The sequence below is a fragment of the Methanothermobacter sp. THM-1 genome (assembly GCF_009914355.1).
In the GTDB taxonomy this organism is placed as follows: Archaea; Methanobacteriota; Methanobacteria; order Methanobacteriales; family Methanothermobacteraceae; genus Methanothermobacter; species Methanothermobacter wolfei.
This window is the reverse complement of record NZ_CP044013.1, coordinates 166,958-191,913: the sequence shown is the minus strand read 5'-3', so window position 1 is coordinate 191,913 and position 24,956 is coordinate 166,958. Positions and strand designations below refer to the sequence as shown.

Sequence of the window (24,956 nt, the reverse complement as noted above, 5' to 3'; positions counted from 1 at the left end):
AAGAATTTCTCACCAGAGGCAGTTATCAGCCCCCAGTACACCTTAAAGATCATGGACGGGGCATTGCAATGATCTCATGTATCCTTAGATCAAATACGCTGTTCATATGGGCCGGTGTTAGAACAACTGCTGTATCAGCACCCCATGCAGTGCCCCCGATGGCTATGACCTCCTCATCCACAGGTATTAGGCCTGCATCTGCAGCCATGATGGATATTTCAGCGCATACCTTGAATCCCTGTGAAACCATCCTGAGGGTCTCTGCCATTACTTCGACAGGGGTTACACCGCCAAATTTATTTGAAATACCCCTCCCCACTCCGCTGAGGGCATGTGAACCTGCATAGACCTTGACTCCCCTGCTGGTGAGCTTTTCCTCCATCTCAGGTTCGAGTTCAAGTTTTCCCTTCTCCCTGAAGCCTGCATGGTGCGTTATAGATACAATATTTCCCTCAACACTCTCAGATAATTTAAGGGCTGTTTCACCTGAGACAGATGCAACCACAAAGTTCCTGATCCCCAGCTCAGCTGCCCTTTCCTTCACAAGTTCAATAACCTTCTCGGTGTTTTCCTTTCCCGGACTTTCAAAGTAGCATATCTTACCCATCATAGGTACCAGCCTCATTCATTCAGGTAGCATGCTCTCCACAAGATGCCACCTGACAGTTTATATATGCAGCATTAATTATATCAGTTATCAGAATAAATTTTTTATAAGGATAGTAAAAAGAGAATTCTGATAATATGTCCCTTATAAAAGTTTTTATAAAGCAGGGAACATAGCAACTACCAAGTAAATGGTTTCTTCCAACCCACGCATGAAGGTGATAAGATGAACGCCTTTAATTTTCTAACACCCCCACGGGGTGGAAAACCCCGGAAAGCCGGGATAACCATGGTCCTTGATAAGGGAATGGGCCTCCAGGCAGCCCGGGACCTCATGGAAATATCATCAGATTACGTTGACTTCATTAAATTCGGGTGGGGAACCCTTCCCCTCCACAGACGCGATATTGTAATGGAAAAGGTGGAGATGTATCGTTCATTCAATGTTGAAGCCTACCCCGGCGGTACTCTCTTTGAAATCGCATACATCAATGGTATGGTTCCCGAGTACCTTGAAGAGGCCGGTGAAATTGGCTTTAAAACACTTGAAATATCCAACGGGACCGTTAACATTTCAAACGATGAAAAATGCCGTTTCATTGAGATGGCCGTGGACACTGGCTTCAATGTCATATCAGAAGTTGGTAAAAAGGACCCTGCACTTGACAGCCAGCTTGACCCTGAAGAACGTGTGGAACTCGTCTCTGAAGACCTCAATGCAGGGGCATCAATGGTGCTGATGGAAGCCAGGGAGAGCGGGCAGAACATAGGTATATATGACAGTAATGGAAACGTTAAAGAGGATGAAGTTAATTATCTAATTGAAAAACTCCCCTCAGATAGGATAATATGGGAAGCTCCCCAGAAAAATCAGCAGGTTTATTTCATTTTAAAAATTGGTCCAGATGTGAACCTTGGAAACATACCCCCCGAAGAGATAACAGCCCTTGAAACCATACGAAGAGGCCTTAGGGGAGACACTCTCGGAAAGGTGAATCTTTAATGATAGAGAAAATCATGGTAATTGGCGGCTACGACAAATACGGCGAAAAAGAGCCTGTGGAAAAGGTTGAAATAAAAAAAGGAGAAATATTTGGTGTTGTCGGTCCCACCGGCAGTGGTAAGAGTTCGCTCATAGGGGACATAGAGCAGCTGGCCCAGGAGGACACCTTCTCAAAGAGAAAGATCCTTGTGAATGATGAAGAACCGACCTACGAGGACCGTACAAATCCAAGGAAGAAGATGGTTGCCCAGCTATCCCAGAATATGAACTTTCTTGCGGATATGACCGTGGGCGACTTCCTAAGCCTCCACGCCAAGTGCCGGGGGGCCAGTGAAAAGTGTGTTGACAGGGTTATAGAACTTGCAAATACACTGACAGGCGAGCCGATAAAAAAGGAGAATGACCTCACCATCCTGAGCGGGGGGCAGTCAAGGGCCCTCATGGTTGCAGATGTGGCCATAATCAGCGACTCCCCAATCGTACTAATTGATGAAATCGAGAATGCCGGTATAAGAAAACATGACGCCCTCAATGTGCTTGCAGGTCACGGTAAAATAGTCCTAGTTGTAACCCACGACCCTGTCCTTGCCCTAATGACGGATAAGAGGATAGTCATGAAGCATGGGGGTATGCAGAAGATAGTTGAAACAACCCCCGCAGAGAAGAAGATATCCAAGGAACTCAACAAGATTGATGAGCTCATGCTGAGCCTCCGTGAAAAGGTGAGGAGAGGCGAACTCGTGGAGAGCATAGACCTCACGGACATAATAAAAACATAAGAGCAGAACCCAATCCACCACAAACCTTATGAGAAGTGAATCCTATGAGAATGGTAATTGTTGCTGGAACACCGGGATCCGGGAAGACCTCGGTGCTCATACACGCACTTAAGAGCCTCAAGTCAAGGGGACTGAAGTCATCCGTCGTCAAGATAGACTGCCTGTACACAGATGATGACAGGAAATTTGAAAGGATAGGTGTGCCGACCCTTGTTGGTCTATCAATGGACATGTGCCCGGACCACTACGCCATATACAACATAGATGACATGATAAAATGGGCTGATGCCAATGAATCTGATTTTCTCATAATTGAAACCGCAGGGCTCTGTCACCGATGCGCACCCTACACAAAGAACTGTCTTGGAGTATGCGTAATCGATGCAACAAGCGGTCCCAACACACCCCTCAAGGTGGGGCCCTTCCTCTCAACAGCAGACATTGCAGTTGTAACAAAGGGGGATATGATATCCCAGGCCGAGAGGGAAATATTCAGGGAACGTATACTTGAAGTTAATCCATCAGCCAAGATAATCGAGGCCAACGGTCTGAGCGGACAGGGATGCGTTGAACTTGCAGATGAAATGATAGAAAGCCATGAGGTGTCTCTGGAGAATGAGGAACTGAGACACTCAGCACCCCTGGCTGTCTGCACCCTCTGTGTGGGTGAGACAAGGGTGAACAAAAGGCACCACCGGGGAATACTCCGGAGGATAGATGGTTTCCAGAGCTATGAAGGAGAATAAGGAGAGGATCTTTTAAATGCCAGGAGATAAATCCCTTAGAGATACCATCACGGATCTGCTTCCAGGTTACAACTGCGGTATATGTGGTTATGCTCGCTGCGATGAATACGCCGCAGCCCTCCTCAAGGGCCGGACTGAGGTCGACCGATGCCACTTCATGTACCAGGAGTTATTCTCAGAGAACCTTAAAAGGCTCCAGGAGATTCTTAGAAAGGAGAACGTGATCCCTGAAGAGAAAAAAATAATAGGCGTCCTCGACGGCTACGAGGCAGACTTCATACTGAAACCCCTCCCTGAAGAAAACTCCTGCAGGGAGGTTCTCTTCCCCTTCACGCGCATGGAACTCAAAAAGGGGGATGTGATACGTTACAGGCCCCTGGGGTGTCCGATAACCCACTTCGCAGAGATAATAGATGAGAACCATGGACTGATAACGGTGCACATCGTGGGTCCCTGCCACCGCCTGGGCAGGGAGGACTTTGAATTCAAGGATGTTGGTGTCTGCATGGTGGGGGGCTTCGAGGGCATCATAGAGGGTGAAATCCCCAATATAGGTGAAACGGTCCGTTTTCTCCCGGCCCACTGTATGATGCAGAAGGTCCACTCAGGAGTGGTGGTGCAGATTGAAGGTAAAAGGGCCATAATAGAGGGTATCGACCTCAAGGTATGGGCCCCTCCAGTAAAGGCCAGATAGGATGCCTTCAATGAAATACTCTGCAATACCCGTAAAGACAGGCTACATCAGGCCCGGTGAGGGTATCTCAATGATCGTGGAGAGGGCCGGTGAACTGGTACTTGACGGCGATTTTCTTGTCATATCCGAAACCCCCGTCTCGGTTGCCCAGGGAGACCTTGTTGATGAGTCAGAGTTCGAACCATCCCTCCTTGCAATCTTTCTTGCCGATATCTGGTCAAAGTACATCTGGGGGTATCTCCTCGGACCACTCCTTGGAATTAAAGAAAGAACCATAAGAAACCTGAGGAGACTGCCTCCAGAGGCAAGGTCCCATAAGGAGGTTGTCCTCAGATACTACGGCCTTAAACACGCCCTTAAACCTGCATCAGAGGCTGGAATAGACCTGAGCAATGTCCCCGGGACCCTTGTATCTCTTTTACCTGAGAATCCAGCCGAAGCTGCCCGGAGGGTCGCTGATAAATTGATGGATGACTTCGACAGGGAAGTTACCGTGGTCATAGCCGATACCGATGCAACCTACAGGCTCCTGGGCCGGTACTTCACAGCCCTCCCTGTGGCCGCACCCGGAATAATACATGATACCGGAATTCTTGGCTACCTTGCAGGAAGGTTCTCATCAGGGTCATGGCCCACACCACTGGCATCATCAAGGCGCCTTGATGTTGAAACCCTCCTTGAAGTGGTATCTGTTGCTGAATCCTATCAGATGAGTCATGGTCCAAGGAGCACTGTTTATGAAATGGCTGAGGAACTGGAGGAAAGCCCCGGGAGGATCACTGCTGAGATGCTTGAATCCGTTGAACATACACCTGCCATCATAGTGAGGCCGGAATTATAAAATTTAAATAGGATTACCTACATAAATGGATGTGCGCCAGAAGATTTTAGCACAATCAGTGCAGTTACTTTTCAATGCTGGAGGATTTCAATTGGTTGATGAACAGGCAGTGCAAGAGTTGATCCATGAAATTATCACCGAAGATGAAGAAGAAGAGGCAGTGCCGGTCCTGAAGTGTCTCATGGAGGGAACCGTTACAGACGAGGAGATATCAGAGAAGACCCAGCTCAAGCTCAACATAGTTCGAAGGGTGCTCTACAAACTCTATGATGCCGGTGTTGCAAGCTACCGGCGGAGCAAGGACCCCGAGACACAGTGGTACACCTACACATGGAAGTTTGAACCAGGGAAGGTCACTGAAATGATAAAGAAGAAGCACAGTGAGATCGTGGAAAAGCTCAGGGAGGCCCTTGCATTCGAGGAGAACAACATGTTCTTTGTCTGTGTAAACGGCCACTACAGGTTCACCTTTGATGAGGCCGCTGAGGAGAACTTCACCTGCCCCGAGTGCGGCTCTGAAATGGAATTCATGGACAACTCTGAAATAATACAGCAGATAAAACACGAGCTCAGCCTCTATGAGAACAACGGTTTTGATGGAGGCCCCGACCCCGGGATGAATTCATAGAAAGATTCATTGCAGGTGTCCTGTTGAGCATCCAGCTACTTAGAAGTGTGGGCTGTCCCGACTGGGTCATAGAACACTCCCTTGCAGTTAAAAAAAAGGCCATGGAGCTTTCTGAGAACCTGCCCGTTGACAGGGAGCTTGTTAAAACCGGGGCCCTGCTGCATGATATCGGTCGTTCGGTGAGCAGCGGAGTTGACCATGCAGTTGAAGGCGCCCGCATACTCAGGGACCTTGGTTATCCACCGGAGGTTGTGCGGATAGTTGAAAGGCATGTTGGAGCCGGCATACCCCCTGATGAAGCCGAAACCCTTGGACTCCCCCCTGGGGATTACATGCCCGAGACCCTTGAGGAGAAGATTGTTGCCCATGCAGACAACCTCCTGAATGGTTCAGAAGAGGTTGATATTGATTTTGTGATAGAAAAGTGGAGCAGACGCCTCGGCAAGGACCATCCATCAATAGAAAGGCTTAAAAAACTCCACGCCGAGCTTCTGGGCTAATCCTAGAATGACTTTTCTGAGTCCACTGCAGAACCCAGAGCATTATTAAAACACGGACTCGGTGCAAAGAAAAACCTTTAAATGTTGCCAGCTCAAAGAACAACATTTCAGACCGATAAAGACTTCCCAATAAATTCCCTGAAAGACCGCTGCATATACTACAAATATTATGATGCCAAAAAAAGAATCATATAAGATCATTCTAGTGGGGGTTAATAATGAAGGATGAGAAGAAGGAGTGTCTGTGTCCGCGATGTCCCAGTTACCCTGATCATGGAGATGGGGAGGTCCTCTTCTGTGCCCGGGGAAGTAGCAGGTACGAGGTTAATGAGATGGGATGTCTATGCGCATCCTGCGAGATATACAGGGAATACGACCTTAAAGAACTCTATTTCTGCAACACAGAACCCTATGATGGTATAAGAATGCGCAGGAGACGATCATCCGAGGACCCTGCGGATTACAGGAAGATAATCCATATAAAAAAGGCTGCAGAGAGCGGTGAAAGCGTCGTTGAATCCATGGGATCTGAAAAAAGACTTCCTGTTGGCCTTGATGACCTCCACTTTATACCGGCTCAGGTTTCAGAGATCCCCCTTAACCCTGACGAAAATGTTAACACCGGAATAATTATCGGTAAGGATTCCAGAAGGCCCCTGAAGCTCAGTTCACCTGTAATGATAAGTGGAATGAGTTACGGTGCTGTCTCCAGGAAAACAAGGCAGGCCATTGCATCTGCTGCCAGGGATCTCGGGATAGGCTTCAACTCAGGGGAGGGCGGTGTCCTTGAATATGAACTCAATGAGGCTGGCAGGCAGCTCATAGTCCAGTACTCAACAGGGAGGTTCGGGATCACCGAGGATATACTCAGAAAGGCTGCTGCCATAGAGATAAGATTCGGTCAGGGGGCCTACCCTGGTAAGGGGAGTTATCTTCCACCAGAGAAGATCAGCAGGGACGTTGCAAGGGTCAGGGGTCTTGAAGAGGGTGAGGGATCCTATTCACCGGCCCATCACCCTGACATCAGGGACCCTGAGGAGCTTGCAGAAAAGGTTTCATGGCTCAGGAGCCTGAATCGTGGAGCCCCTGTGGGTGCAAAAATAGGGTGTGGGAATGTTGAAGATGATGTCAGGACCCTGATTGAAGCAGGTGTTGATTTCATAAGCCTGGATGGCTTCGGCGGAGGTACCGGTGCAGTTAACCCCCATATAAGGGACAATACAGGGATCCCCCTGGTTGCAGCCATACCCCGGGCCGTTAAAACAATTATCAATGAGGGCTCTGGAGACAGGGTGTCCCTGATTGCCGGCGGCGGCCTGAGGACAGGTGCAGATATTGCCAAATGCCTTGCACTTGGTGCCGATGCTGCTTATATAGGCACAGCCGCCCTGATAGCCATTAACTGTCAGCAGCACAGGCTCTGCCACACAGGTAAATGCCCTACAGGTATAACAACACATGATCCCAGCCTGCTGCGGCACATGAACCCTGAGGAGGCTGCTGAGAGATTGAAGAACTATATAAAGGTGCTGAACCATGAAATTGCAGACTTTGCAAGGATCGTGGGGAAGGATGATGTTAAAAAACTCAACCATGAAGACCTTGTGGCCCTCACCAGGGAGACCGCTGAGCTCACAGGCACAAGATGGTTGAACGGTAACTGAAGGTGACATGAAAAATGAAGGTCCTCTGTTCAATTGAAGAATCACTACACCGGCCTGAGGCTGTAAGGTGGCGGGAGCGGATGAGGCTCCTTGAACCCCTGGGTGATGTTATCGTGATACTCCCATGCAGCATGAAGAAGCCCTACTCCACCTCAAAATCCCACAGAACATTCATGAAGGTTACAAGGGGTTTTCAGGAGCTTATACTCACATCACCCTTTGGAATATGCCCCAGGGAGATGGAAAACACATACCCCATATCATCCTATGATGTTTCAACCACCGGTGAATGGTCATATGAAGAGAAAAGGGTTGTTGGTGAGGTCCTCAGGGAATATGTTGGTGATGCCAGCGTCATAGCCCATGTTGATGGTGGATACCTGGAGGTATGCATGGAATACCTTGACGATTTCACACCAACCGCCATGGATGCAAGGCCCACCTCACCCGGGGCCCTGGCTAAACTTAAGGATGCCCTCTCAGGTTATGACAGGAACAGGCCATGGGAACGGATGCTCCACATGCTGCGCTCGGTTGCAGTCTACCAGTTCGGAAGGGGAGGCGAAAAACTCATACCTGAAGACTGCAGGGTCACCGGGAGGTCTCATAAGAAGGTCCTGAATTCTGACGGGACTGAAATCTGCACACTGATGATGGACCGTGGTCTGTTCTCCCTTGCCCTTGAAGGTGGCCGCATTTTGGGTGATCTGAACCTTAAATGGGTTGAAATAGACTTCAAGCTCGAGACAGGGACACTGTTTGCCCCTGGAGTCAGTGACGCCGACCCTGACATTATACCCGGGGATGAAGTTGTTATAATGTACAGTGGCGATGCTGTGGGTGTCGGCAGGGCCGTTCTCAGTGGGGAGGAGATGCTGAGGGCCGGAAGGGGTGTTGCCGTAAGGGTGAGGCGAAGAAAGAAAACGTGAATGCTCACCCTGATTACATGGGCGCATCCAATAATAAACACTTTTAAATATTCATTTTGATAATAGAAAATCACTGCAGTGATTATCAAAATACCATCTGAGGTAATAATGATGTCAGAAGAACTCTTGGAAAAGGTTAAGGAAGCTCTTAAAAAGGTAGCCGACCCCCACATGGGTATAAGCATAGTGGAGATGGGTCTTGTTGAAAACATTGAGATTGATGAGAAGGATGAGACCATTGCAAAGATAACCATAAGGCCAACAAACCCTGGCTGTATGAGCGCCGCCAGGATGGCCATGGATGCTAGGAACGTTGCGGAACAGGTTGAGGGTATAGACAGGGCCGAGATAACCGTGGAAGGACACATGATGGCCGATGCCATAAGTGAAATGGTCAATAAATAAATTTCATGTCATGTTTCCCTGAAACCATTGCAGTTGTCGGTGTGCCGGGTGCCGGTAAGACCACCGTCTGCAGGATACTCTCAGGGAGGATCCGGCACAGGTACATTAATTACGGGGACCTGATGCTTAAGATCGCCACTGAGAGGTCCATGGCAGGGACCCGGGAGGAGCTCTTTTCACTCCCCCTTGAGGACCAGCACGGCATCTGGCTTGAAGCCGCCAGCAGGATACAGGGGACCGGGTGTGTTCTCGTTGATCTCCACGGCCTTGACCAGTCCCCGCAGGGGTACATAGTATCCCTTCCTGTGGAGTTTATAGATCCGGATCTCATCATAATCCTTGAATCGGACCCCCTGACTGTGCTTGAAAGGAGGATGGCCGATACAAGGAAGCGGATAATCGAAACTCCCGAAAGCCTTAGGGAGCATATGGAGATGCTGAGGCTATCCATGGCTGTATGTGCAGCCCTCAAGGGCTCCGCCCTCAGCATAGTAAGCCACAGGGACCCTGAAACAACCGCAAAAAAGATCATCGGGATCATAGAATCTCTGGGTGATCGCTGAAAGACTAACTGTACAGGATGATAGAAAAGCATATATATGATGAACTTCAAAAGTTGGAATCACCCCTATTTCTTAAGAGTTGATATGGGCCCGTGGCTCAGGTGGTTAGAGCGCACGGCTGATAACCGTGAGGCCCTGGGTTCGAATCCCAGCGGGCCCATCCATAACAGTTTCTATGCCAATAGAGACATCCAAAACCCATATCCAATTAAACCAAAACCCATCACACTCGCATCTTCTGTGTGAAATCTGCAAATTTTTTGAGTAACCTCACCGCGGCACCTGACTTTACTGTTTCCCGTGCTATTCCAGTTCCACCTGGGAGGGTTTCGGCCATCCCTGCAAGGTAGAGTATGGCACCGGCATTTACAAGGGCCGCGTCAAGCCGTGACTTCTGTTCTGCAGTGGTCTCAGTTCCCTGAATTACATCCATGAATATCCTGAGGTTCTCCTCCAGATCTTCACCAGCCCCTAGATGTTCAAGAACACCCCTTTCAACACCAAAATCTTCAGGTTCCAGTCTTTCAATTCTTATTTTCCCGTCTTCAAGGAATGCTACAAGTGTGGGTCCTGCAGTTGATATTTCATCCATTGCAGGCTCTAGGCAGCTGTCAAATCCATGGACAACCATTGCACGTTCTGCCCCGAGATTTCTAAGGACCTCAGCCACCGGTCCGACAAGATAGGGGTCAAAGACACCCAGGAGCTGTATGCCTGCAGATGCAGGGGAGGTCAGGGGTCCAAGTATGTTAAAGACCGTCCTGATACCCAGACTTTCCCTCACCCCCCTAACCTTTGCAGTTGCCCTGTGGAAGGCCGGTGCAAACATGAAGCCAATGCCAAGTTCCCTGATGGACCTTTCAACCCCTCCTGGTTCAAGTTCAATCCTCACGCCTGCAGCTTCCAGTATATCCGCACCTCCACATGTCCCTGTAACTGCCCTGTTACCGTGCTTTGCAACCTTCATCCCTGCAGCCGCGGCTATTACTGCAGCCGCGGTGCTTATGTTAAAGGACCTGAATCTGTCACCCCCTGTCCCGCAGGTATCCACAACCTTCATGGAGCCGGGGATGTGAACATGGAGGGAAGCATCCCTCATGGCCCTTGCAAAACCCGTTATCTCCTCAACGGTTTCGCCCTTCATTGCAAGGGCTGTGAGGATGGCTGCCACCTGGACATCATCCAGTTCACCCTCCATTATCATCTCCATGAGTCCATAGGCCTCATCCTCACTGAGATTGCTGAAGTCCATGACCCCCTCAAGGAGTTCTTTAAAGCTCCTTTTCCTGTTTTCAGCCATTTCAATCATTAAAATCCCCCTGATCAATCTTCAGTTGCCTTTTTCATCAGTTTAACCATTTCATGTATCCTCTGAAGCATCCTGTCCCTGTCATCAAGGTTTTCGGATATAATGTCTATTATCGCGCTTCCAACTATGACACCATCCGCACCTGCTTCCTTTATCTTCTTAACGTGCTCTGGCCTTGAAACACCGAATCCTACCATCACAGGGAGTCTGCTTTCCCTCCTCACCCTCTCTATAAGGTTGATGGTGCTCTCCTCAACCCTTGACCTTGCACCGGTAACTCCCATCACCGATACAAGATAGTGGAACCCTGAGGAGTTCTCTGAAATCCTTCTGAGGCGTTCATTATCAGTTGTGGGGGCCACTATGAATATCTGGTCCAGGCCATATTTTTCAGCGGCCCTGATCGCATCTGAAGCCTCTTCAGGCGGGAGGTCCGCTGCGAGTATCCCTGTTACCCCTGCCTCCGCGGCCCTCCTGTAGAATTCATCAACACCCATATGGTAGATGAGGTTATAGTAAACAAGGAGGCCTACCGGTACTGAGGTGAACTCCCTGACCTTCTCTATGATCCTGAAGCACTTCTCCGTCGTCATGCCTGCCTTCAGTGCCCTTATATCTGCCTCTTGGACACTTGTACCGTCTGCTATCGGGTCTGAAAAGGGGAAGCCGATTTCAAGGGCATCGGCCCCTGCATCCACCATTGTCCTTATTATCTCAATGGATGTTTCAGGGTCAGGGTCGCCTGCAACGGTGAAGGGGACGAATGCGCATCCCTTCAGACTCCGGAACATTTCATCATAATTCATGGTATCACCTCAATGGGGCGGGGGAGAGCTGCATGAATCATAGAGCCACCCCCATCAGGCCTGCCACAATGGACATGTCCTTGTCACCTCTCCCTGAAAGGTTAACAATAACCGTTTTACCCTTATTCTCAGGTTTAGCCGCATACTTTTCAAGGCATGCGATTGCATGTGCACTTTCAAGTGCCGGTATTATCCCCTCATACTTTGATAAAAGTTTAAAGCCCCTCAGAGCTTCATCGTCCAGAATGGGTTCATACCTTGCCCTCCCTGTCTCCATCAGGTGAGAGTGTTCGGGTCCGACGCCAGGGTAGTCAAGGCCGGCCGAGACCGAATGGGCCTCGCTTATCTGTCCATCGCCATCCTGGAGTACATATGATAGCGAACCGTGAAGTATGCCCTCAGAACCGGCAGATAGGGTTGCTCCATGGTTTCCTGATTCAATTCCGTGCCCTCCTCCCTCTGCACCGATGAGTTCCACATCATCATCAATGAACGCCGAGAATATCCCCATAGCATTACTTCCACCCCCAACACAAGCTATTACGGTGTCGGGGAGTTCTCCCTCAAGTTCAAGTATCTGTTCCCTGGCCTCCCTTCCTATTACGCTCTGGAAGTGTTTAACCATGGTGGGGTAGGGGTGCGGGCCCATGGTTGACCCTATAAGGTAGTGGGTGTTCTCCACTGTACTTATCCAGTCCCTCATTGCCTGGTTTATGGCGTCCTTGAGGGTCCTTGATCCTGAATCAACAGGGATGACCCTTGCACCCGAGACCTCCATTCTGAGGACGTTGAGTTTCTGTCTCTCAACATCCTCCGTGCCCATGTAAACATCCACTTCCATCCCCAAGAGGGCCCCTGCAGCAGCCGTTGCTATACCATGCTGGCCGGCGCCTGTCTCGGCTATCAGGCGTTCCTTGCCCATGTAGCCTGCAAGGAGGGCTTGGCCTATGGTGTTGTTTATTTTATGGGCCCCTGTGTGGAGCATGTCCTCCCTTTTAAGGTAAACCCTGCATCCAAGTTTCTCTGAGAGGTTGCGTGCATGGTAGAGGCCCGTGGGTCTTCCTGCATACTCCTTCAAGTAATATTCAAGGTCCGATACGAATCCCCTGTCGTCCCTGTAACGGAGGAAAGCTGACTCCAGTTCCTCAAGGGCGGGGATCAGGAGTTCGGGGACGAATATTCCTCCAAATTTTCCAAATTTTCCATCCATTATCATGATAAACACCTCATTAGGTCAGATAGCGCATAAGTTCCTGTTCATTCAACCTTCTGATCAGAGATCAGGATTCATTCATTCCCTACGGGATCTGTCCGAACATTCCGGATTACATCCATGAGCTGGATCATCCTTCCATGGTCCTTTATACCCGGCGCCCTCTCAATGCCTGAGTTGAAGTCAAGGCAGTCGAACCTTGATACGTAGGCCATCCTGTTCTTTACGAATTCCGGTGTAAGGCCCCCTGCAAGGGTCACCCTCACTGCCGGGTTCCTCCTCCGGATCTCATCAAGGAGCTTGAGGGCTGCGGATTCCCTTAGCCTTCTGCCTGTGCCCCCTGTCCTGCCCTTAATGGCAGAATCAAGGAGTATCCCTGAGGATTTCCTTGTGAGTTCCAGTATATCCTTAAATGAATCCCTTTCAGGTGACACAGCCACGGTTATCTCCGCCATGATACCCTCATCATGGAGGATTCCCTTTATCCTGTTAAGATCGGAGGCGCTTACCGAGTGTAACTGTATCCTTGTAATCCCTGTTTTCTCCACCGCAGCCGGAACATCCTGGGGGTCTGATGGTTCAAGGACAAGGACCGCCTTCTCTCCGGCTTCATCTGAAAGTTTCCTTATCTTCCTGAGCTCAAGATTTCTGGGGGACCTTTCAATGTTTATGAAGCCAAGGAGGTCTGCTCCAATCCTTTGCCCCATGAGGAGGTCCTCCCTCCTTGTGATGCCGCATATCTTTATCTTCATGGCTGGGGGTTCATGCAAACTGTTCAAAGAATTCACCGGAACATCTACTCGAGAAGGCCCATAACTTGATCCGGTTTTATGCGAACTGTTCAAAGAATTCATCCCCGCCGTACCTCTTTCTTCCAGGCTTGCATAATGCTGCGACTTCAGCTATCTCCTCAAGGAGCTCGCGCGGCTCAGGTGACGACATTACAGCCGTCCCGATAAGGAGTGCGTCAGCACCATAATTCAGGAGTATCTCGGCATCCTCAGGGCCCATGACTCCGCTCTCTGAGACAAGTATAACCTCATCCGGGACTAGGGGTGCCAGTGCCCTTGTGCGTTCAAGGTCCACCGTGAAGTCTTCAAGGTTCCTGTTATTCACACCTATGACTTCTGCACCGGCCTCAATCGCCCGGTAGATATCGATTGCGCTCCTGCATTCAACCAGAGGCTCCATTGAGAGTTCCCTGCAGGTCTCGATTCCGGCTTCAAGGTCAGGGTATACTTCAGGGATCAGGAGGACTGAAGCGGCTCCTGCAGCCCTTGCCTGGTAAATCTGGTACTCGTGGACCAGGAAATCCTTCATCATGACAGGAATTTCATATTCGGATGCCTCCCTGAGGTACTCGATACCGCCATTGAAGTGGCTCCTCTCGGTTAGAACCGAAACTGCATCTGCAAATTCCATGAAGAGCTCCATCATCTCAGAAAGGCTCTTTAATGAAATTTCACTGGCTGAAGGAGACGCCCTTTTATACTCATATATTAGGGCTGCCCTGTTCCCTTCAAGGGCCCTCAGAAAACTGGGGGGCTCCTTAAGGTCCTTTATCTCCCTTTTGAGTTCCCTGAGTGGTTTTTTCATTATCGTCTCATTAATTTCTGTCTTCCTCATGCTGACGATATCTTCAATGGTTACCCTGGACACTTGATCACATCCTCAGGAAATTTTCAAGTATCTTCCTTCCACTGGGTGTCCCTATGGATTCTGGGTGGAACTGTAACCCGTAAATAGGGTGTTTTACGTGCTTAACCGCCATTATAATCCCGTCATCTGTTCTTGCCGTTACCCTGAGATCAGGGGGGATGTTAATGTCGCTGCAGGTGATGGAATGATACCTTGTTGCCCTGAAGGGGCTGGGGACTCCCCTGAATATCTCCGAACCGTCATGGGTTATCAGTGCTATCTTTCCATGGACAGGTTCCCCGTAGTCTATTCTCCCCCCGAAGGATGAAAATATCCCCTGATGTCCAAGGCAGACCCCCAGTATGGGTCTATCATGGAATATTCTAATTACATCCCTGCATATCCCGAAATCATCCCTTCTTTCAGGGGTGCCTGGGCCCGGGGATATGATTATCTTTGCCGGATCCAGTTTCTCCACATCTGAGATTTCAAGTTCATCGTTCCTGAAGACCTGGATTTCCTCATCACCTGTTTCCAAGATTTCACCCACCATCTGGTAGAGGTTGTGGGTGAATGAGTCATAGTTATCTATTATGAGTATCATGACCCCTCACCTGCCAGTTCAAGTGAATTTATAAGGGCCCTTGCCTTGTTCTGACACTCAAGGTATTCATTCTCAGGCACGGAGTCATGTACTATCCCTGCTCCTGCCTGTATTCTCCCTGTTTTTCCACTGCATACCATTGACCTTATGGTTATTGCAAAGTCTGCATTGCCGTTGAGTGAAAGGTACCCCAGGGCTCCTGCGTAGGCATTTCTCGGAACACCCTCCAGGGATTCTATTATCTCCATTGCCCTTATCTTTGGTGCTCCGCTTACGGTCCCTGCAGGGAAAAGTGCCCTGACTGCATCCAGTGCATCCATGTTCCTCCTTAGGCGTCCGGTTACATGGGAGAGTATGTGCTGTACATGGGAGAACCTTCTTATCTCCATGTACTCGGGTACCTTCACCGATCCGAACTCTGACACCCTTCCGATATCATTCCTTGCAAGGTCAACCAGCATGAGGTGTTCTGCAAGTTCCTTCTCATCAGATAGAAGTTCAGATGCAATCCTCCTGTCCTTATCTGGTGTTCTGCCCCGGGGCCTTGTACCTGCAATCGGAAATGTTTCAACCTTCCTGTTCTCAACCCTCACAAGCATTTCCGGACTTGAACCTATTATCTCCCTTTCTCCAAGTTTCAGGTGGTACATGTAGGGTGATGGGTTTGTCCGCCTGAGTGCCTGGTAGAATGCCAGCCTGTCACCCCTTAACCGGTAATCTGTGGCGTTTGAGAGCACTGCCTGGAAGATTTCACCCCTTCTGATTTTCTCCTTGGCCTCGAGGACCATGTTCTCATATCTTTTCCTTGAGAAGAGTGTCCCTTCCTCTGAATATCTGAGTCTGCCTGTGGGAACCGCATCCCCCATGACTTTCCTGATCTCATCAAGGCGGTTTTCCCCGAGGGTTATGTAGGTGCAGTTTCCGGTCAGGTGGTTGTATATTATTCCATCCAGAAAGAGTCCGAATTCGAAGTCAGGGAAGTCCCCTGGGCTCAAACAGATCTTATCAAATAATCTGGCTGCCTGGTATGATATGTAACCTACCAGGCCTCCGGAGAATCCCCTGGAGTTTTCGGTCATTCCTGAGATGTTCCTTAGGATTTCAAAGGGGTTTTCTGTGTCAATGAACTCCGAAGACCCGTCCCTTTCAACCTCCACCGTGGTTGATTCTGCCCTTATGATCATCCGGGGGTCGAAGCCAAGGAAGGAGTACCTTGCAAGTCCGGTGTCGCTTTCCATTGATTCCAGAAGAAAACATGAATCAAAGTTCCGGTACACATTCCTGAAGAGTTCAAAGGGGTCCCCGAGTTCTAATCTTTCTCTTCGGGGTTTCCTTAAGTTTATGCTGCCAAAAACATTCACTCCTGTACATGGTTATCAACCTTCACTAATCCACAAAGTACTTATACATGGAAGTACTATTTAAATCTTGTCTGTATAATAATGTACATTGATGTGGTGGTGTGTATGTGGAAGCAGATAAAACATAGATTCGAAAGGTACCCTGCCCGTATGAACGTGGCAAGGAAGATCATAGAACTTGGTTTCAGGATAGACAGTAACGGCAAGGTCTACTGTGATGATGTTGAGATAAGTGACGTTGCCCTTGCAAGGGCTGCTGGGGTTGACAGGCGCACCATCCGGGCAACGGCGGAGATCATACTCAGGGACGAAAAACTATCAGGCATATTCCAGAACATAATGCCTGCAGGCTCCCTCCTGAGGAACGTGGCGGATGACCTGGAACTGGGGGTTGTTGAGATAGAGGCCAACGCCAGGAACCCTGGTATACTTGCAGCCGCAGCAAGGCTCATCTCAGAGAAAGGTATAAGCATAAGGCAGGCCCATGCAGGGGACCCTGAACTTGATGAAAACCCGAAACTCACCATAATAACCGATAAACCCATTCCCGGTTTTCTGCTGAAGGAGTTCCTGAAAATTAAAGGTGTGAAAAGAGTCTCAATCTACTGAATAGGACCATAAAAATTAAAAATATGAAAAGAGTGTGGTGAAAAAATGTGCCCTGGGCCCGGAAGCCCATCAATAAATCTATTTTCGCGTGAACACCTGAAGCATCATAACTCCAGGTTATCCTCTTCTTCAAGGGCCTTTAAAAGTTCATCCCAGGCTTCAAGTGATTCCCTGGCTGCCTCATCAGACATCACCTCAATTGCATAGCCTGAGTGAACAAGGACGTACTTGCCCTCCTCAACATCATCCACAAGATCAAGTTTAACCTGTTGCCTCACACCACCAAAATCAACGGTGGCAACATTATCCTCACTGTCAATTTCAATAATCTGAGCAGGTGCTGCAATACACATTCAATAACCCTCTCCAACTTATAGGATAACAGTCAAAAATACACACTAGTAAATAGATAAAGACTGGTGGCATATAAAGATTTGTGGGAAACCACATCGAAAAATTAATACCGGGTGTTTCAGATGCGCTGTGCTGTTATAGGGGGAGGTCCAGCTGGAAGGGCCGCTGCAATGGAACTGGCTGCCCTCGAAAATGAGGTTACACTTATTGAAAAAAATAGTATTGGTGGAACATGCCTCAATGAAGGCTGCATGGTTGTATGTGGCCTGAATGATGTTGCAAGGCTCCTTAATGATGCAGGACGCCTGCGTGACCTTGGGGTGCTTGACATTGACTTCACCCCTGACTATCCCAGGATTGCAGGGGGTGTGAAGGATGTCCTGAACAAAATCAGGCACGTCACAGAAGGGGAAACCAGGGAGGCCGGTGTTGAAATAATATACGCCGAGGCCATGGTGGAGGATGGTCGTGTGATTGCCGGTGACGATGAAATCCAGTATGACCGCCTCATAATTGCAAGCGGCGCAGGCCCGATGATACCACCATTAGATGGTGCTGAGAATGCAATAACCTACAGAGACATCCTCAACATCCCTGAACTTCCAGAGAAACTTGTTATAATTGGTGGGGGAGTTATAGCCGCAGAATTTGCCTTCATATTCTCATCATTCGGATCGGAGGTCACGGTGGTCTCAAGGAGCGGATTCCTGCATGACCTCGACCCTGTAATAAGGGTCTATGTCACCGATAAACTCCTTGATGATGTTAATATCCTTGAGGACACACCCACCCTTCGTATGGATGAATTCGGTGCTGAAACCTCCAGGGGTTACATTGAGGGACTGCCACTTCTTGCAACGGGTCTTAAACCAAACTCAGAGTTTCTTGAAGGATTCGTTGAACTTGGAAGGGGGGGTGCTGTCCTTGTGAATGACCGGATGGAAACATCAAGAAAAAACGTTTATGCCGCAGGTGAGGTTACAGGAGGACCCGGCACAACCCCCATTGCAAGGCTCCAGGGCAGTGTGGCGGGGCTTAATGCAGCGGGGATTGAAAGGAGGATAGACTACAGGCACATACCACGCTCCATCTCCCTCGGCTATGATGTGGGCTTCATCGATAACCGTGATATTGATGGAGTGGAAGCAACAATACCAGGACTTGCAGGACCCGGATCATTCTGGGGCGTCCCTGAGGGTAAGACAGGGCTCACCAGGGTTAAACTGGCGGAGGACGGCGGCGAAGCCAGTGTGTACTCCGTTGCACCGGGGGCGAGGATAGGTATCGCCTACCTATCACTCCTCATGAGGCTTGGAATATCCCTGTATGATTTCGACAGGTTCATTGAAACCCACCCCTCAACGGATGCCGTCTACAAGATCATGAGGTTCCTCTCAAGGTACTGATGGAGATGAAAGTAAAGAATAGGTGAAGGAAGATTGATCACCCCTATGAGCCCATCAGCCATCCTTGGAGCGCCTGGATGCCTCCTCTGCTATGATGCCTGCTATCCTGTCTGCAGCGGCAAGAACATCATCACTGTACTTCCTTGCCGCCGCCTTAATATTCTCGGAATCACTGAGGGCCCTTGATATGGCATCAACAACATCATCATTGCCTGCCCCGATAACCGCGCTTGGAAATACCGATGCCATGTTATGGTACCTTCCATATTTAACACCCCTCAGGGCCACGACCGGGACCTGTAATGCTATGGCCTCATGGACCATGACACCATCATCTGATAGCACGGCAAGGTCTGCCAGGCTGTAGAGGTCACTGATCCAGTCAATGTATCCAAGGTTGATTATCCCCTCATGATCGATGATCCTCATGTACTCCTCCCTCAGGGGGTGGCCGACAGTGACTATGTTTGCATCAATACCGGATTCGGCTGTTTTAACTGCCGCCTCAGCCATCAGCCTGAAGAGTGATGATCCCGATGAAAAAACAATGGTCGGTTTCTCCGGATCAAAGTCAGTGGGCATCCTTTCAACCGCCCTTTCAGGTTCTCCACGGGTTATTTCAGGGTTTATTGGTGAATAAATGCTCTCAACACCCCTGTAATTTTTTCCAAAGAGACTGGATTCAGGGAGTGCTATGTTCCTGTTAAGGCGGGTGCAGACCCTTGCATCCAGTGGTGTTATAAGTATACCCACAGCAGGCACCCTGGCAATCCTTGCAGAGAGGCAGCCGACAATCGCACCGCCACCTATGACACCAACAACAACATCGGGTTCTGTTCGTCTTATAAGCTTCAGGGTTTCGTAAACGGCCCTAAGAGTGCTTAAAGCCGCCTTAATGGTGTTTTTTAATGTTGCTGCATGGCCGCCTGCCTGTGGTATCCTTACCCTGTGCCACTCAATACTCCTCTTCCTGAAAAGGATTCCCGGGGCGCTGTGGTCAAGGGCGAACTCACATTCAAATCCTCTTTTTTCAAGTGCTCTGGCTATGTTAAGCGCTGTTATGGCGTCGCCTCCCATTCCACGACCTGTTACAGTGAATAGTGCCTTCATATAATCACCATGACCCTCTGATTGATTGAATTGACTGTACGGTAACAGCCTCGTTCTATGAGAACATTCTTCTGAATACCTTTAAATACTGATACATTAAATAAGTGCTTAATATGAAGGTGCCCCCCTATAATACCCGCCCGGATATGGGACGCCTCAGGGAGATCATAGGGGTTATGGGAAAATACCAGTTTGGAAACATCCTTGAGGCTGTCGGACTGAAAAACAGGTTCTTTGAGACCCTCAAACTCTATATAAGACATCCGGATGAAGTCCATGAGCCCGCTGCTGTCAGGTTGAGGCTTGTTCTTGAGGAACTCGGCACCACCTTCATTAAACTGGGACAGGTCCTCAGTACCCGCGCTGATCTCGTTGGAAAGGAGCTGGCAGATGAACTCTCAAAGCTCCAGGATGAAGCCCCCCCATTCCCCTTTAGGGACGTGAAAGCCGTCATTGAATCAGAACTTGGGGAACCCCTGGAGGACGTATTCGCTGAGTTTGATGAGGAACCCCTCGCATCAGCGTCAATAGGTCAGGTCCACAGGGCACGCTTAAGGTCGGGTGATGTTGTTGCCGTGAAGGTGCAGCGGCCGGGTATAACAGGAACCATCAAAAGCGATATAATAATCATGAAGTACCTTGCAAAGCTTGCGGATGATCGTATTCCTAGTTTAAGGTACTATAATCTGCCAGGGATAGTCTCTGAGTTTGAGAGAGCTATCAGGAAGGAGCTTGACTATCACCAGGAGGCTAACAACGCAGAAAGGTTCCGTTCACTGTTCAGGGATGATGATACCGTCTATGCGCCCTACGTGTACAGGGAGTACTCCACTGGTAAGGTGCTTACAATGGAATATGTGGAGGGTGTTAAACTCACGGACATCCTCGACTCTGACATTAAGTTCAATGCGCGGACCATCGCCGAGAGGGGTGCCAGGTGCTATTTCAGGCAGATATTCATCCATGGATTCTTCCATGCAGACCCCCACCCGGGGAACATCCTTGTGCAGAGGGGTAGATATTCATCCATGGATTCTTCCATGCAGACCCCCACCCGGGGAACATCCTTGTGCAGAGGGGTAACGTGCTCTGTTTCCTTGACTTCGGGATGATGGGACACCTTGATGCTTCTTTCAGGAAGAACCTTGCTGAACTCTTCATCCTCCTAATGAACTATGATGTTAACGGTATAGTGAACCAGCTGAGGTACATGAACATCCTCACCGAGGAAACCGATCCCGATGAAATCAGGTATGATATCATGGACCTCCTTGACCGTTACTATGGTGCCGATATAAGGAAGGTGGGGGAACTGCTCACAGAATTCACAATGCCTGAGATGATCATGAAGCATGGGATAAGGATCCCCCAGGACTTCGTTCTCCTTGCAAGGGTTATGAGCATGGCCGAGGATCTGGGTGAACGCCTCGATCCACGGTTCAATGGCCTGGAAGTCGCATGGGAGATGACCCATGAGCTTATAAGGCAGCGCCTGAACCCCATGAGGGTCCTTGACAGCGCCCCAACCACCCTCATTGAAATGGATCATATCATCAACGACCTTCCACAGAGCATAATAAGGACCGTTCAGAGGCTCGAGGAGGGTAAAATCAGGATGGAACTTGAACATAAAAACCTTGATGAAATCTCAAAGAGAATTGAAAGGTCAACCAACAGGATATCACTTGCCCTGCTTGTTTCAGCCCTTATAATCGGTTCATCACTGGTGGTTCTCCCCAATGAAGCCCTGATACTCCAGAAGTTTCCCTACCTTGGACTTTTTGGATTTGCAGTGAGTTTCCTCATCGCCCTTGCCCTTATAGTTTCGATAATAAAGGCCAGGAGGATAAACTGATACAAGGGCCCCTTCAGCCAGCGAATGGATTGTAGAGGAGTCTTCTGAATCCAAGGGCAATGAGGAACCTGTTATCAACGCTGAAACTCCTATTTCTGAGTATTATTTTTCTCGCAAGGTCCCCGAGGCCCCCTCCTGTCAGCACATCCATGTAGAGGTCCCCGGGTGTGGGGTTCTCGATTCCAAGTTTTTCCTCAAGGAATGAGGAGAGTTTCTCACCCCTCACAGCTGCAATAACAAGGGGACTTATGATGAAGAATGAGAGAAGTGTAAGCGGGCCCCCTGCAAGGTAAAATGAAATTCCAAGGGCAACTGCAAGGCTGTGGTTTCCAACCTCACCCATCATTATCCTTCCAGCATAGTCCATGGGTGAGTAGGCTGCGCAGACGGTTAAAACAAGTAAAGGCATGTAGGGGTCCGATCCCGTTATGATTGATACCATTATCGCCAGGAGGGAGAGTATCATGGTGGAGGTGCATGCGGCGCCTGGCTGCATATCTGCAATGTTGAGTGGCTGTACCATCATGGCCACAAGGAAGCCTGAAGGACCCATGACAGGATAGGTGAGGGCTGTGACGGCTATAATCCCCGCCCCCCTTGAAACCTGCCCCCATTCAAGAGGAAGGCTACCTATACGTCTCCTGCCGCTCAGGTCATCAATAAATGCAAGGACCCCCATAATGGCCAGGGGGATGTTGAAGGGTGCCGGTGTAAAGAGGGTGAGGGCTGTGAACGGTGCAAGGCCCGCTCCCCTGGGAGTTCCACCCCTCACATCCGTGTAGAGGTTTGATTCCCTGAATATGGAAATTATTCTGGCTGTTAATGGCGTTAAAATTAGTGTTATGGCTCCTGCAACCACTAAATTCATCCAGTTGAGTGTCATGATACATGCTCCTATATGGTTAAGGTGGTTTTGGGTCATTCCATGCTGCTGGGATCATGATGTCCCCTATTCCTTCATCACATGAAGGGGGCCTCATCGTCTCATGACCTTCATTGAATGCATCACCCCCCCTGAAACAGGGTTATCAGGGTCCCATGAAACCGTGTTCTGTCTGTGCCAGTACCACTTCAAGTCCTTCATCCTCCATGACCCCCTTTACATGAAGCATTTCCTTAACCGATGGTCTTTCAATGTCCATGCACCTGAATTCGGACCTGTAGTCAAGTACCGTGACCTGTATTTTTCTGCTGATTGATCCTATCAGGGCCGCCATCCCCCTAATTTCATCGACAGATATGAGTTTGCTGTTATAGGGCACTCCCACTCCAAGGAATACCTCCCTGTGTCCTGTTGCGATGTAACGGATGGCATCCCATGAGTTTTCAAGGTAGGCCTCCGAGGTTTTCCTGTCCTCCATGCCAGTTATCCTCATGAAGGTCTCAGGGCGCAGTCCCTTCAGGTCTATCCCGATCCTTCTCATCCCTGCAAGTACCAGTTCATCAATGTAGTCCCTGGTGAGTATGGTTCCATTGGTATCAACGTGTATGTTCAGGGACCCGTCCCTTTTTCTGACCTCTTCAATGGATTTTATGAGCCAGGCCCTGTTGAGGGTGCATTCTCCCCCTGAAAAGGTCACCGTACCTGTCCTGTAGACCGATTCCACCCCAAGGAGGAGGTTGGCGGTTTCCTCTGGGTCCAGGAGGTTCAGGCCGCCTGTGAATGCCGCCTGACTCTTCTGACACTGGGGGCATCTGAGGTTGCATCCATGGGCAAAGCAGACCACCTCCACCGCCAGCCCCGTCTTTTCATGGTGCGGTGTGCCCACACCTCCTGCTGTGTGGGGTCCGAATCTGCTCACATACCTCAGGGCTGGTTCATCCATGGTCTCTATCACCATCCCCCCTTGAGGGGGTGTTATGCATGCCTGTGCTGGTCTGCCGTTAACAGATACACTGCAGGCCCAGCAGCCACCTGAACCGCAGGGGGCGAATAAATCTCCCTCATCCGGCAGAGAACTTACCCTGAATCCTGCCGCTTCAAGGGCATTTTTAACCGTGCCCCTGGCCCTCACCCTCACCCCATTCACCGTTACAGTGCACAGGGTTTCATCCTGTTCTCCGGGTATCAGTGCCCCGGAAGGGCATGCCAGCTGACAGGTACCGCAGGAAGAGCAGGGCTCTGAACATTGAATTGTCCGGCAGTTGCCGCAGCCTGTACATCTCTCAGGGATGATCCGGAACATTTAACACCCAAAAAAAATCATGAAAGTTTGAACCTTAAAATTCCTGCAAGTCCCCCGAGGGCCTCCAGCTGCCTGCCGCCCTCATGTTCACTGCTTATAAGGATCACGGTGCCCCCCATGCTCTCAACAATGTCAAGGTAGCCTTCAATGTCCTCCCGGCTAACCACCCTGTCAAGGACCAGGAGCTTCTCAACCGCGCCCATGTTTATGGCGTTTATAACCTCATCCCGTCCGTAGACGACTGAGTCAGGGTCCCTTGCCAGTCTTTCAAGTAAAGTGTTCACGTTTCTTATCTCGGATGCTATCCTGTTCTCCGATGAAACCTTCTCCACCGTCCCCTTCCTCAGAACCTCATAGATCCCTGACCTTCCACCGGTACCGGTGTTCTCAATCACGGCCTTTCTGCCGATCTCAGGGTGCATGTCCATGAGGTATTCATGGAAGTCTGACTTGTAGAAACCGGGACCTGCGATTATGAGGGTTTCAAGGTCGCCGTACTTGCTTATGGCCTCGGTGATTTTCCTGTAGAATTCCTGCTTTAGTTTACCCCTGTCCCTCTGCTGCATCCTCTTCCCTGGGATGTTGCCTGTTATGGGTCCCTGGTACTCAACACCGTACTGTCTTATTATGCCCAGGTCAGCCACATCATCCTCAATGACCAGGATTATGGCCCTGATCTCCTTTGATGCTTTAACCGCCTCCTGGAGCCTTCGGAGTGTCCATCTGCTCCATGAATCCTTTTTAATCCGGAGGGGTGTGTTCAGTTTAACCTCCAGTGTGTGGTGTGACCCCAGGGGCACCAGGTCCTCGGGTCCCCTTTCTATTATGCCTGTTGCCCTCAGCCTCCCTGTGTAGACATGGAAGTTGACGTTCTCAACCCTTATTCCAAGGTAGAATGTCTTCTTAACACCCCTGTCGCTCCTTATCTTCTCTCCGCTCGTATCCTGTATCCTCCTTGTTGTCCTTGCTGATAGAAGGTCTCCCTCTTCAATGATGTGGGAGAGGTGCCAGAGGTCGTCAAGGGTTTCGGGCACCAGTTCAATGACTCCGTTTTTCTCATCCTCTTCAAGTATCCTCATCTGTCTACACCCTGAATCCCTAGTCAGCTGGGTCAATGATAATATATATGAAAGGTGTTATAAAATTA

28 protein-coding genes and 1 tRNA gene are annotated in these 24,956 nt (G+C 49.6%); 16 read left to right on the top strand and 13 right to left on the bottom strand.

Annotation, left to right across the window (positions count from 1 at the left end; all coding sequences use genetic code 11):
• Positions 1-49: 49 nt before the first annotated feature.
• Complete coding sequence (locus FZP57_RS00965; protein ID WP_191216336.1) at positions 50-610, bottom strand: pyruvate kinase alpha/beta domain-containing protein; 561 nt, start codon at positions 608-610, stop codon at positions 50-52.
• 222 nt (positions 611-832) lie between these two features.
• Between FZP57_RS00965 and comA the strand changes: the two genes are divergently transcribed.
• The 12 genes from comA (at position 833) to FZP57_RS00905 (ending at position 9,518) form a co-directional block, all read left to right on the top strand.
• Entirely contained in the window at positions 833-1,609 is a 777-nt protein-coding gene (comA, locus tag FZP57_RS00960) for a phosphosulfolactate synthase (RefSeq protein WP_074358371.1), read from the top strand.
• A complete protein-coding gene (locus FZP57_RS00955; protein ID WP_074358370.1) occupies positions 1,609-2,388 on the top strand; it encodes an ATP-binding cassette domain-containing protein in 780 nt (259 codons plus the stop codon). Before comA ends, FZP57_RS00955 begins: the two co-directional genes overlap by 1 nt.
• A 44-nt stretch (positions 2,389-2,432) precedes the next feature.
• Positions 2,433-3,134: a GTP-binding protein gene (locus tag FZP57_RS00950; RefSeq protein ID WP_074358369.1), complete on the top strand. Its 702-nt coding sequence runs from the start codon at positions 2,433-2,435 to the stop codon at positions 3,132-3,134.
• A 16-nt stretch (positions 3,135-3,150) separates the two neighbouring features.
• On the top strand, positions 3,151-3,828 hold the full coding sequence (locus FZP57_RS00945) for a (Fe-S)-binding protein (RefSeq protein WP_191216335.1): 678 nt from the start codon (positions 3,151-3,153) through the stop codon (positions 3,826-3,828).
• A 1-nt stretch (position 3,829) separates the two neighbouring features.
• The gene (locus tag FZP57_RS00940) at positions 3,830-4,669 is read left to right on the top strand and encodes a coenzyme F420-0:L-glutamate ligase (RefSeq protein WP_084531105.1); all 840 of its coding nucleotides are present in this window, start codon (positions 3,830-3,832) and stop codon (positions 4,667-4,669) included.
• A 109-nt stretch (positions 4,670-4,778) separates the two neighbouring features.
• On the top strand, positions 4,779-5,297 hold the full coding sequence (tfe, locus tag FZP57_RS00935) for a transcription factor E (RefSeq protein WP_315901950.1): 519 nt from the start codon (positions 4,779-4,781) through the stop codon (positions 5,295-5,297).
• Positions 5,298-5,320: 23 nt separating this feature from the next.
• Positions 5,321-5,797, top strand: a complete 477-nt coding sequence (locus FZP57_RS00930; protein ID WP_074358366.1) for a TIGR00295 family protein — start codon at positions 5,321-5,323, stop codon at positions 5,795-5,797.
• A gap of 218 nt (positions 5,798-6,015) precedes the next feature.
• The gene (locus tag FZP57_RS00925; RefSeq protein ID WP_074358365.1) at positions 6,016-7,461 is read left to right on the top strand and encodes a glutamate synthase-related protein; all 1,446 of its coding nucleotides are present in this window, start codon (positions 6,016-6,018) and stop codon (positions 7,459-7,461) included.
• Positions 7,462-7,475: 14 nt separating this feature from the next.
• Positions 7,476-8,390 carry a DUF5591 domain-containing protein gene (locus tag FZP57_RS00920; RefSeq protein ID WP_191216333.1) on the top strand — a complete coding sequence of 305 codons (915 nt, stop codon included), beginning with the start codon at positions 7,476-7,478 and terminating at the stop codon, positions 8,388-8,390.
• A 111-nt stretch (positions 8,391-8,501) separates the two neighbouring features.
• Positions 8,502-8,795, top strand: coding sequence for a metal-sulfur cluster assembly factor (locus FZP57_RS00915; protein ID WP_074358363.1), 294 nt, complete (start codon positions 8,502-8,504; stop codon positions 8,793-8,795).
• Positions 8,796-8,800: 5 nt separating this feature from the next.
• On the top strand, positions 8,801-9,358 hold the full coding sequence (locus FZP57_RS00910) for an adenylate kinase (protein ID WP_074358362.1): 558 nt from the start codon (positions 8,801-8,803) through the stop codon (positions 9,356-9,358).
• 86 nt (positions 9,359-9,444) lie between these two features.
• Positions 9,445-9,518, top strand: a tRNA-Ile gene (locus FZP57_RS00905).
• Between the two features lie 63 nt (positions 9,519-9,581).
• Here the strand turns inward: FZP57_RS00905 and trpD are convergent.
• From trpD to trpE, 7 genes are all read right to left on the bottom strand, one after another.
• On the bottom strand, positions 9,582-10,667 hold the full coding sequence (gene trpD / locus FZP57_RS00900) for an anthranilate phosphoribosyltransferase (RefSeq protein ID WP_238337934.1): 1,086 nt from the start codon (positions 10,665-10,667) through the stop codon (positions 9,582-9,584).
• 14 nt (positions 10,668-10,681) lie between these two features.
• Positions 10,682-11,473, bottom strand: coding sequence for a tryptophan synthase subunit alpha (gene trpA, locus FZP57_RS00895; RefSeq protein WP_074358361.1), 792 nt, complete (start codon positions 11,471-11,473; stop codon positions 10,682-10,684).
• 37 nt (positions 11,474-11,510) lie between these two features.
• Positions 11,511-12,689 carry a tryptophan synthase subunit beta gene (gene trpB / locus FZP57_RS00890; protein ID WP_191216332.1) on the bottom strand — a complete coding sequence of 393 codons (1,179 nt, stop codon included), beginning with the start codon at positions 12,687-12,689 and terminating at the stop codon, positions 11,511-11,513.
• 71 nt (positions 12,690-12,760) lie between these two features.
• The gene (locus tag FZP57_RS00885) at positions 12,761-13,465 is read right to left on the bottom strand and encodes a phosphoribosylanthranilate isomerase (protein WP_074358359.1); all 705 of its coding nucleotides are present in this window, start codon (positions 13,463-13,465) and stop codon (positions 12,761-12,763) included.
• Positions 13,466-13,514: 49 nt separating this feature from the next.
• Positions 13,515-14,345 carry an indole-3-glycerol-phosphate synthase gene (locus tag FZP57_RS00880; RefSeq protein WP_238337933.1) on the bottom strand — a complete coding sequence of 277 codons (831 nt, stop codon included), beginning with the start codon at positions 14,343-14,345 and terminating at the stop codon, positions 13,515-13,517.
• Positions 14,346-14,349: 4 nt separating this feature from the next.
• Complete coding sequence (locus FZP57_RS00875) at positions 14,350-14,928, bottom strand: aminodeoxychorismate/anthranilate synthase component II (RefSeq protein ID WP_074358358.1); 579 nt, start codon at positions 14,926-14,928, stop codon at positions 14,350-14,352.
• Positions 14,925-16,289 carry an anthranilate synthase component I gene (gene trpE, locus FZP57_RS00870; RefSeq protein WP_074358357.1) on the bottom strand — a complete coding sequence of 455 codons (1,365 nt, stop codon included), beginning with the start codon at positions 16,287-16,289 and terminating at the stop codon, positions 14,925-14,927. Before trpE ends, FZP57_RS00875 begins: the two co-directional genes overlap by 4 nt.
• A gap of 105 nt (positions 16,290-16,394) precedes the next feature.
• On the opposite strand from trpE, the gene FZP57_RS00865 reads away from it, so the two are divergent.
• Positions 16,395-16,898 (top strand): amino acid-binding protein, encoded by a 504-nt coding sequence (locus tag FZP57_RS00865; RefSeq protein ID WP_074358356.1) that lies wholly within the window; start codon positions 16,395-16,397, stop codon positions 16,896-16,898.
• A gap of 104 nt (positions 16,899-17,002) precedes the next feature.
• Here the strand turns inward: FZP57_RS00865 and FZP57_RS00860 are convergent, their stop codons facing one another.
• Positions 17,003-17,251, bottom strand: a complete 249-nt coding sequence (locus FZP57_RS00860) for a HypC/HybG/HupF family hydrogenase formation chaperone (protein ID WP_074358355.1) — start codon at positions 17,249-17,251, stop codon at positions 17,003-17,005.
• A 123-nt stretch (positions 17,252-17,374) separates the two neighbouring features.
• Here FZP57_RS00860 and FZP57_RS00855 point away from each other — a divergent pair, with 123 nt between their 5' ends.
• A complete protein-coding gene (locus FZP57_RS00855; RefSeq protein ID WP_074358354.1) occupies positions 17,375-18,658 on the top strand; it encodes an NAD(P)/FAD-dependent oxidoreductase in 1,284 nt (427 codons plus the stop codon).
• A gap of 54 nt (positions 18,659-18,712) precedes the next feature.
• Here the strand turns inward: FZP57_RS00855 and FZP57_RS00850 are convergent, their stop codons facing one another.
• Positions 18,713-19,768, bottom strand: coding sequence for a glycosyltransferase (locus FZP57_RS00850; protein WP_074358353.1), 1,056 nt, complete (start codon positions 19,766-19,768; stop codon positions 18,713-18,715).
• 113 nt (positions 19,769-19,881) lie between these two features.
• Between FZP57_RS00850 and FZP57_RS09255 the strand changes: the two genes are divergently transcribed.
• Together FZP57_RS09255 and FZP57_RS09250 are read left to right on the top strand one after the other, a co-directional pair.
• Positions 19,882-20,880, top strand: a complete 999-nt coding sequence (locus FZP57_RS09255; protein ID WP_238337932.1) for an AarF/ABC1/UbiB kinase family protein — start codon at positions 19,882-19,884, stop codon at positions 20,878-20,880.
• Positions 20,838-21,623: an AarF/UbiB family protein gene (locus FZP57_RS09250; RefSeq protein WP_238337931.1), complete on the top strand. Its 786-nt coding sequence runs from the start codon at positions 20,838-20,840 to the stop codon at positions 21,621-21,623. The genes FZP57_RS09255 and FZP57_RS09250 overlap by 43 nt, the downstream gene beginning before the upstream one ends.
• A 13-nt stretch (positions 21,624-21,636) precedes the next feature.
• Here the strand turns inward: FZP57_RS09250 and FZP57_RS00840 are convergent, their stop codons facing one another.
• From FZP57_RS00840 to FZP57_RS00830, 3 genes are all read right to left on the bottom strand, one after another.
• On the bottom strand, positions 21,637-22,506 hold the full coding sequence (locus tag FZP57_RS00840) for a hypothetical protein (RefSeq protein WP_074358351.1): 870 nt from the start codon (positions 22,504-22,506) through the stop codon (positions 21,637-21,639).
• A gap of 145 nt (positions 22,507-22,651) precedes the next feature.
• The gene (locus tag FZP57_RS00835; protein ID WP_074358350.1) at positions 22,652-23,809 is read right to left on the bottom strand and encodes a radical SAM protein; all 1,158 of its coding nucleotides are present in this window, start codon (positions 23,807-23,809) and stop codon (positions 22,652-22,654) included.
• A 17-nt stretch (positions 23,810-23,826) separates the two neighbouring features.
• Entirely contained in the window at positions 23,827-24,888 is a 1,062-nt protein-coding gene (locus FZP57_RS00830) for an mRNA surveillance protein pelota (RefSeq protein WP_074358349.1), read from the bottom strand.
• Positions 24,889-24,956 lie beyond the last annotated feature (68 nt).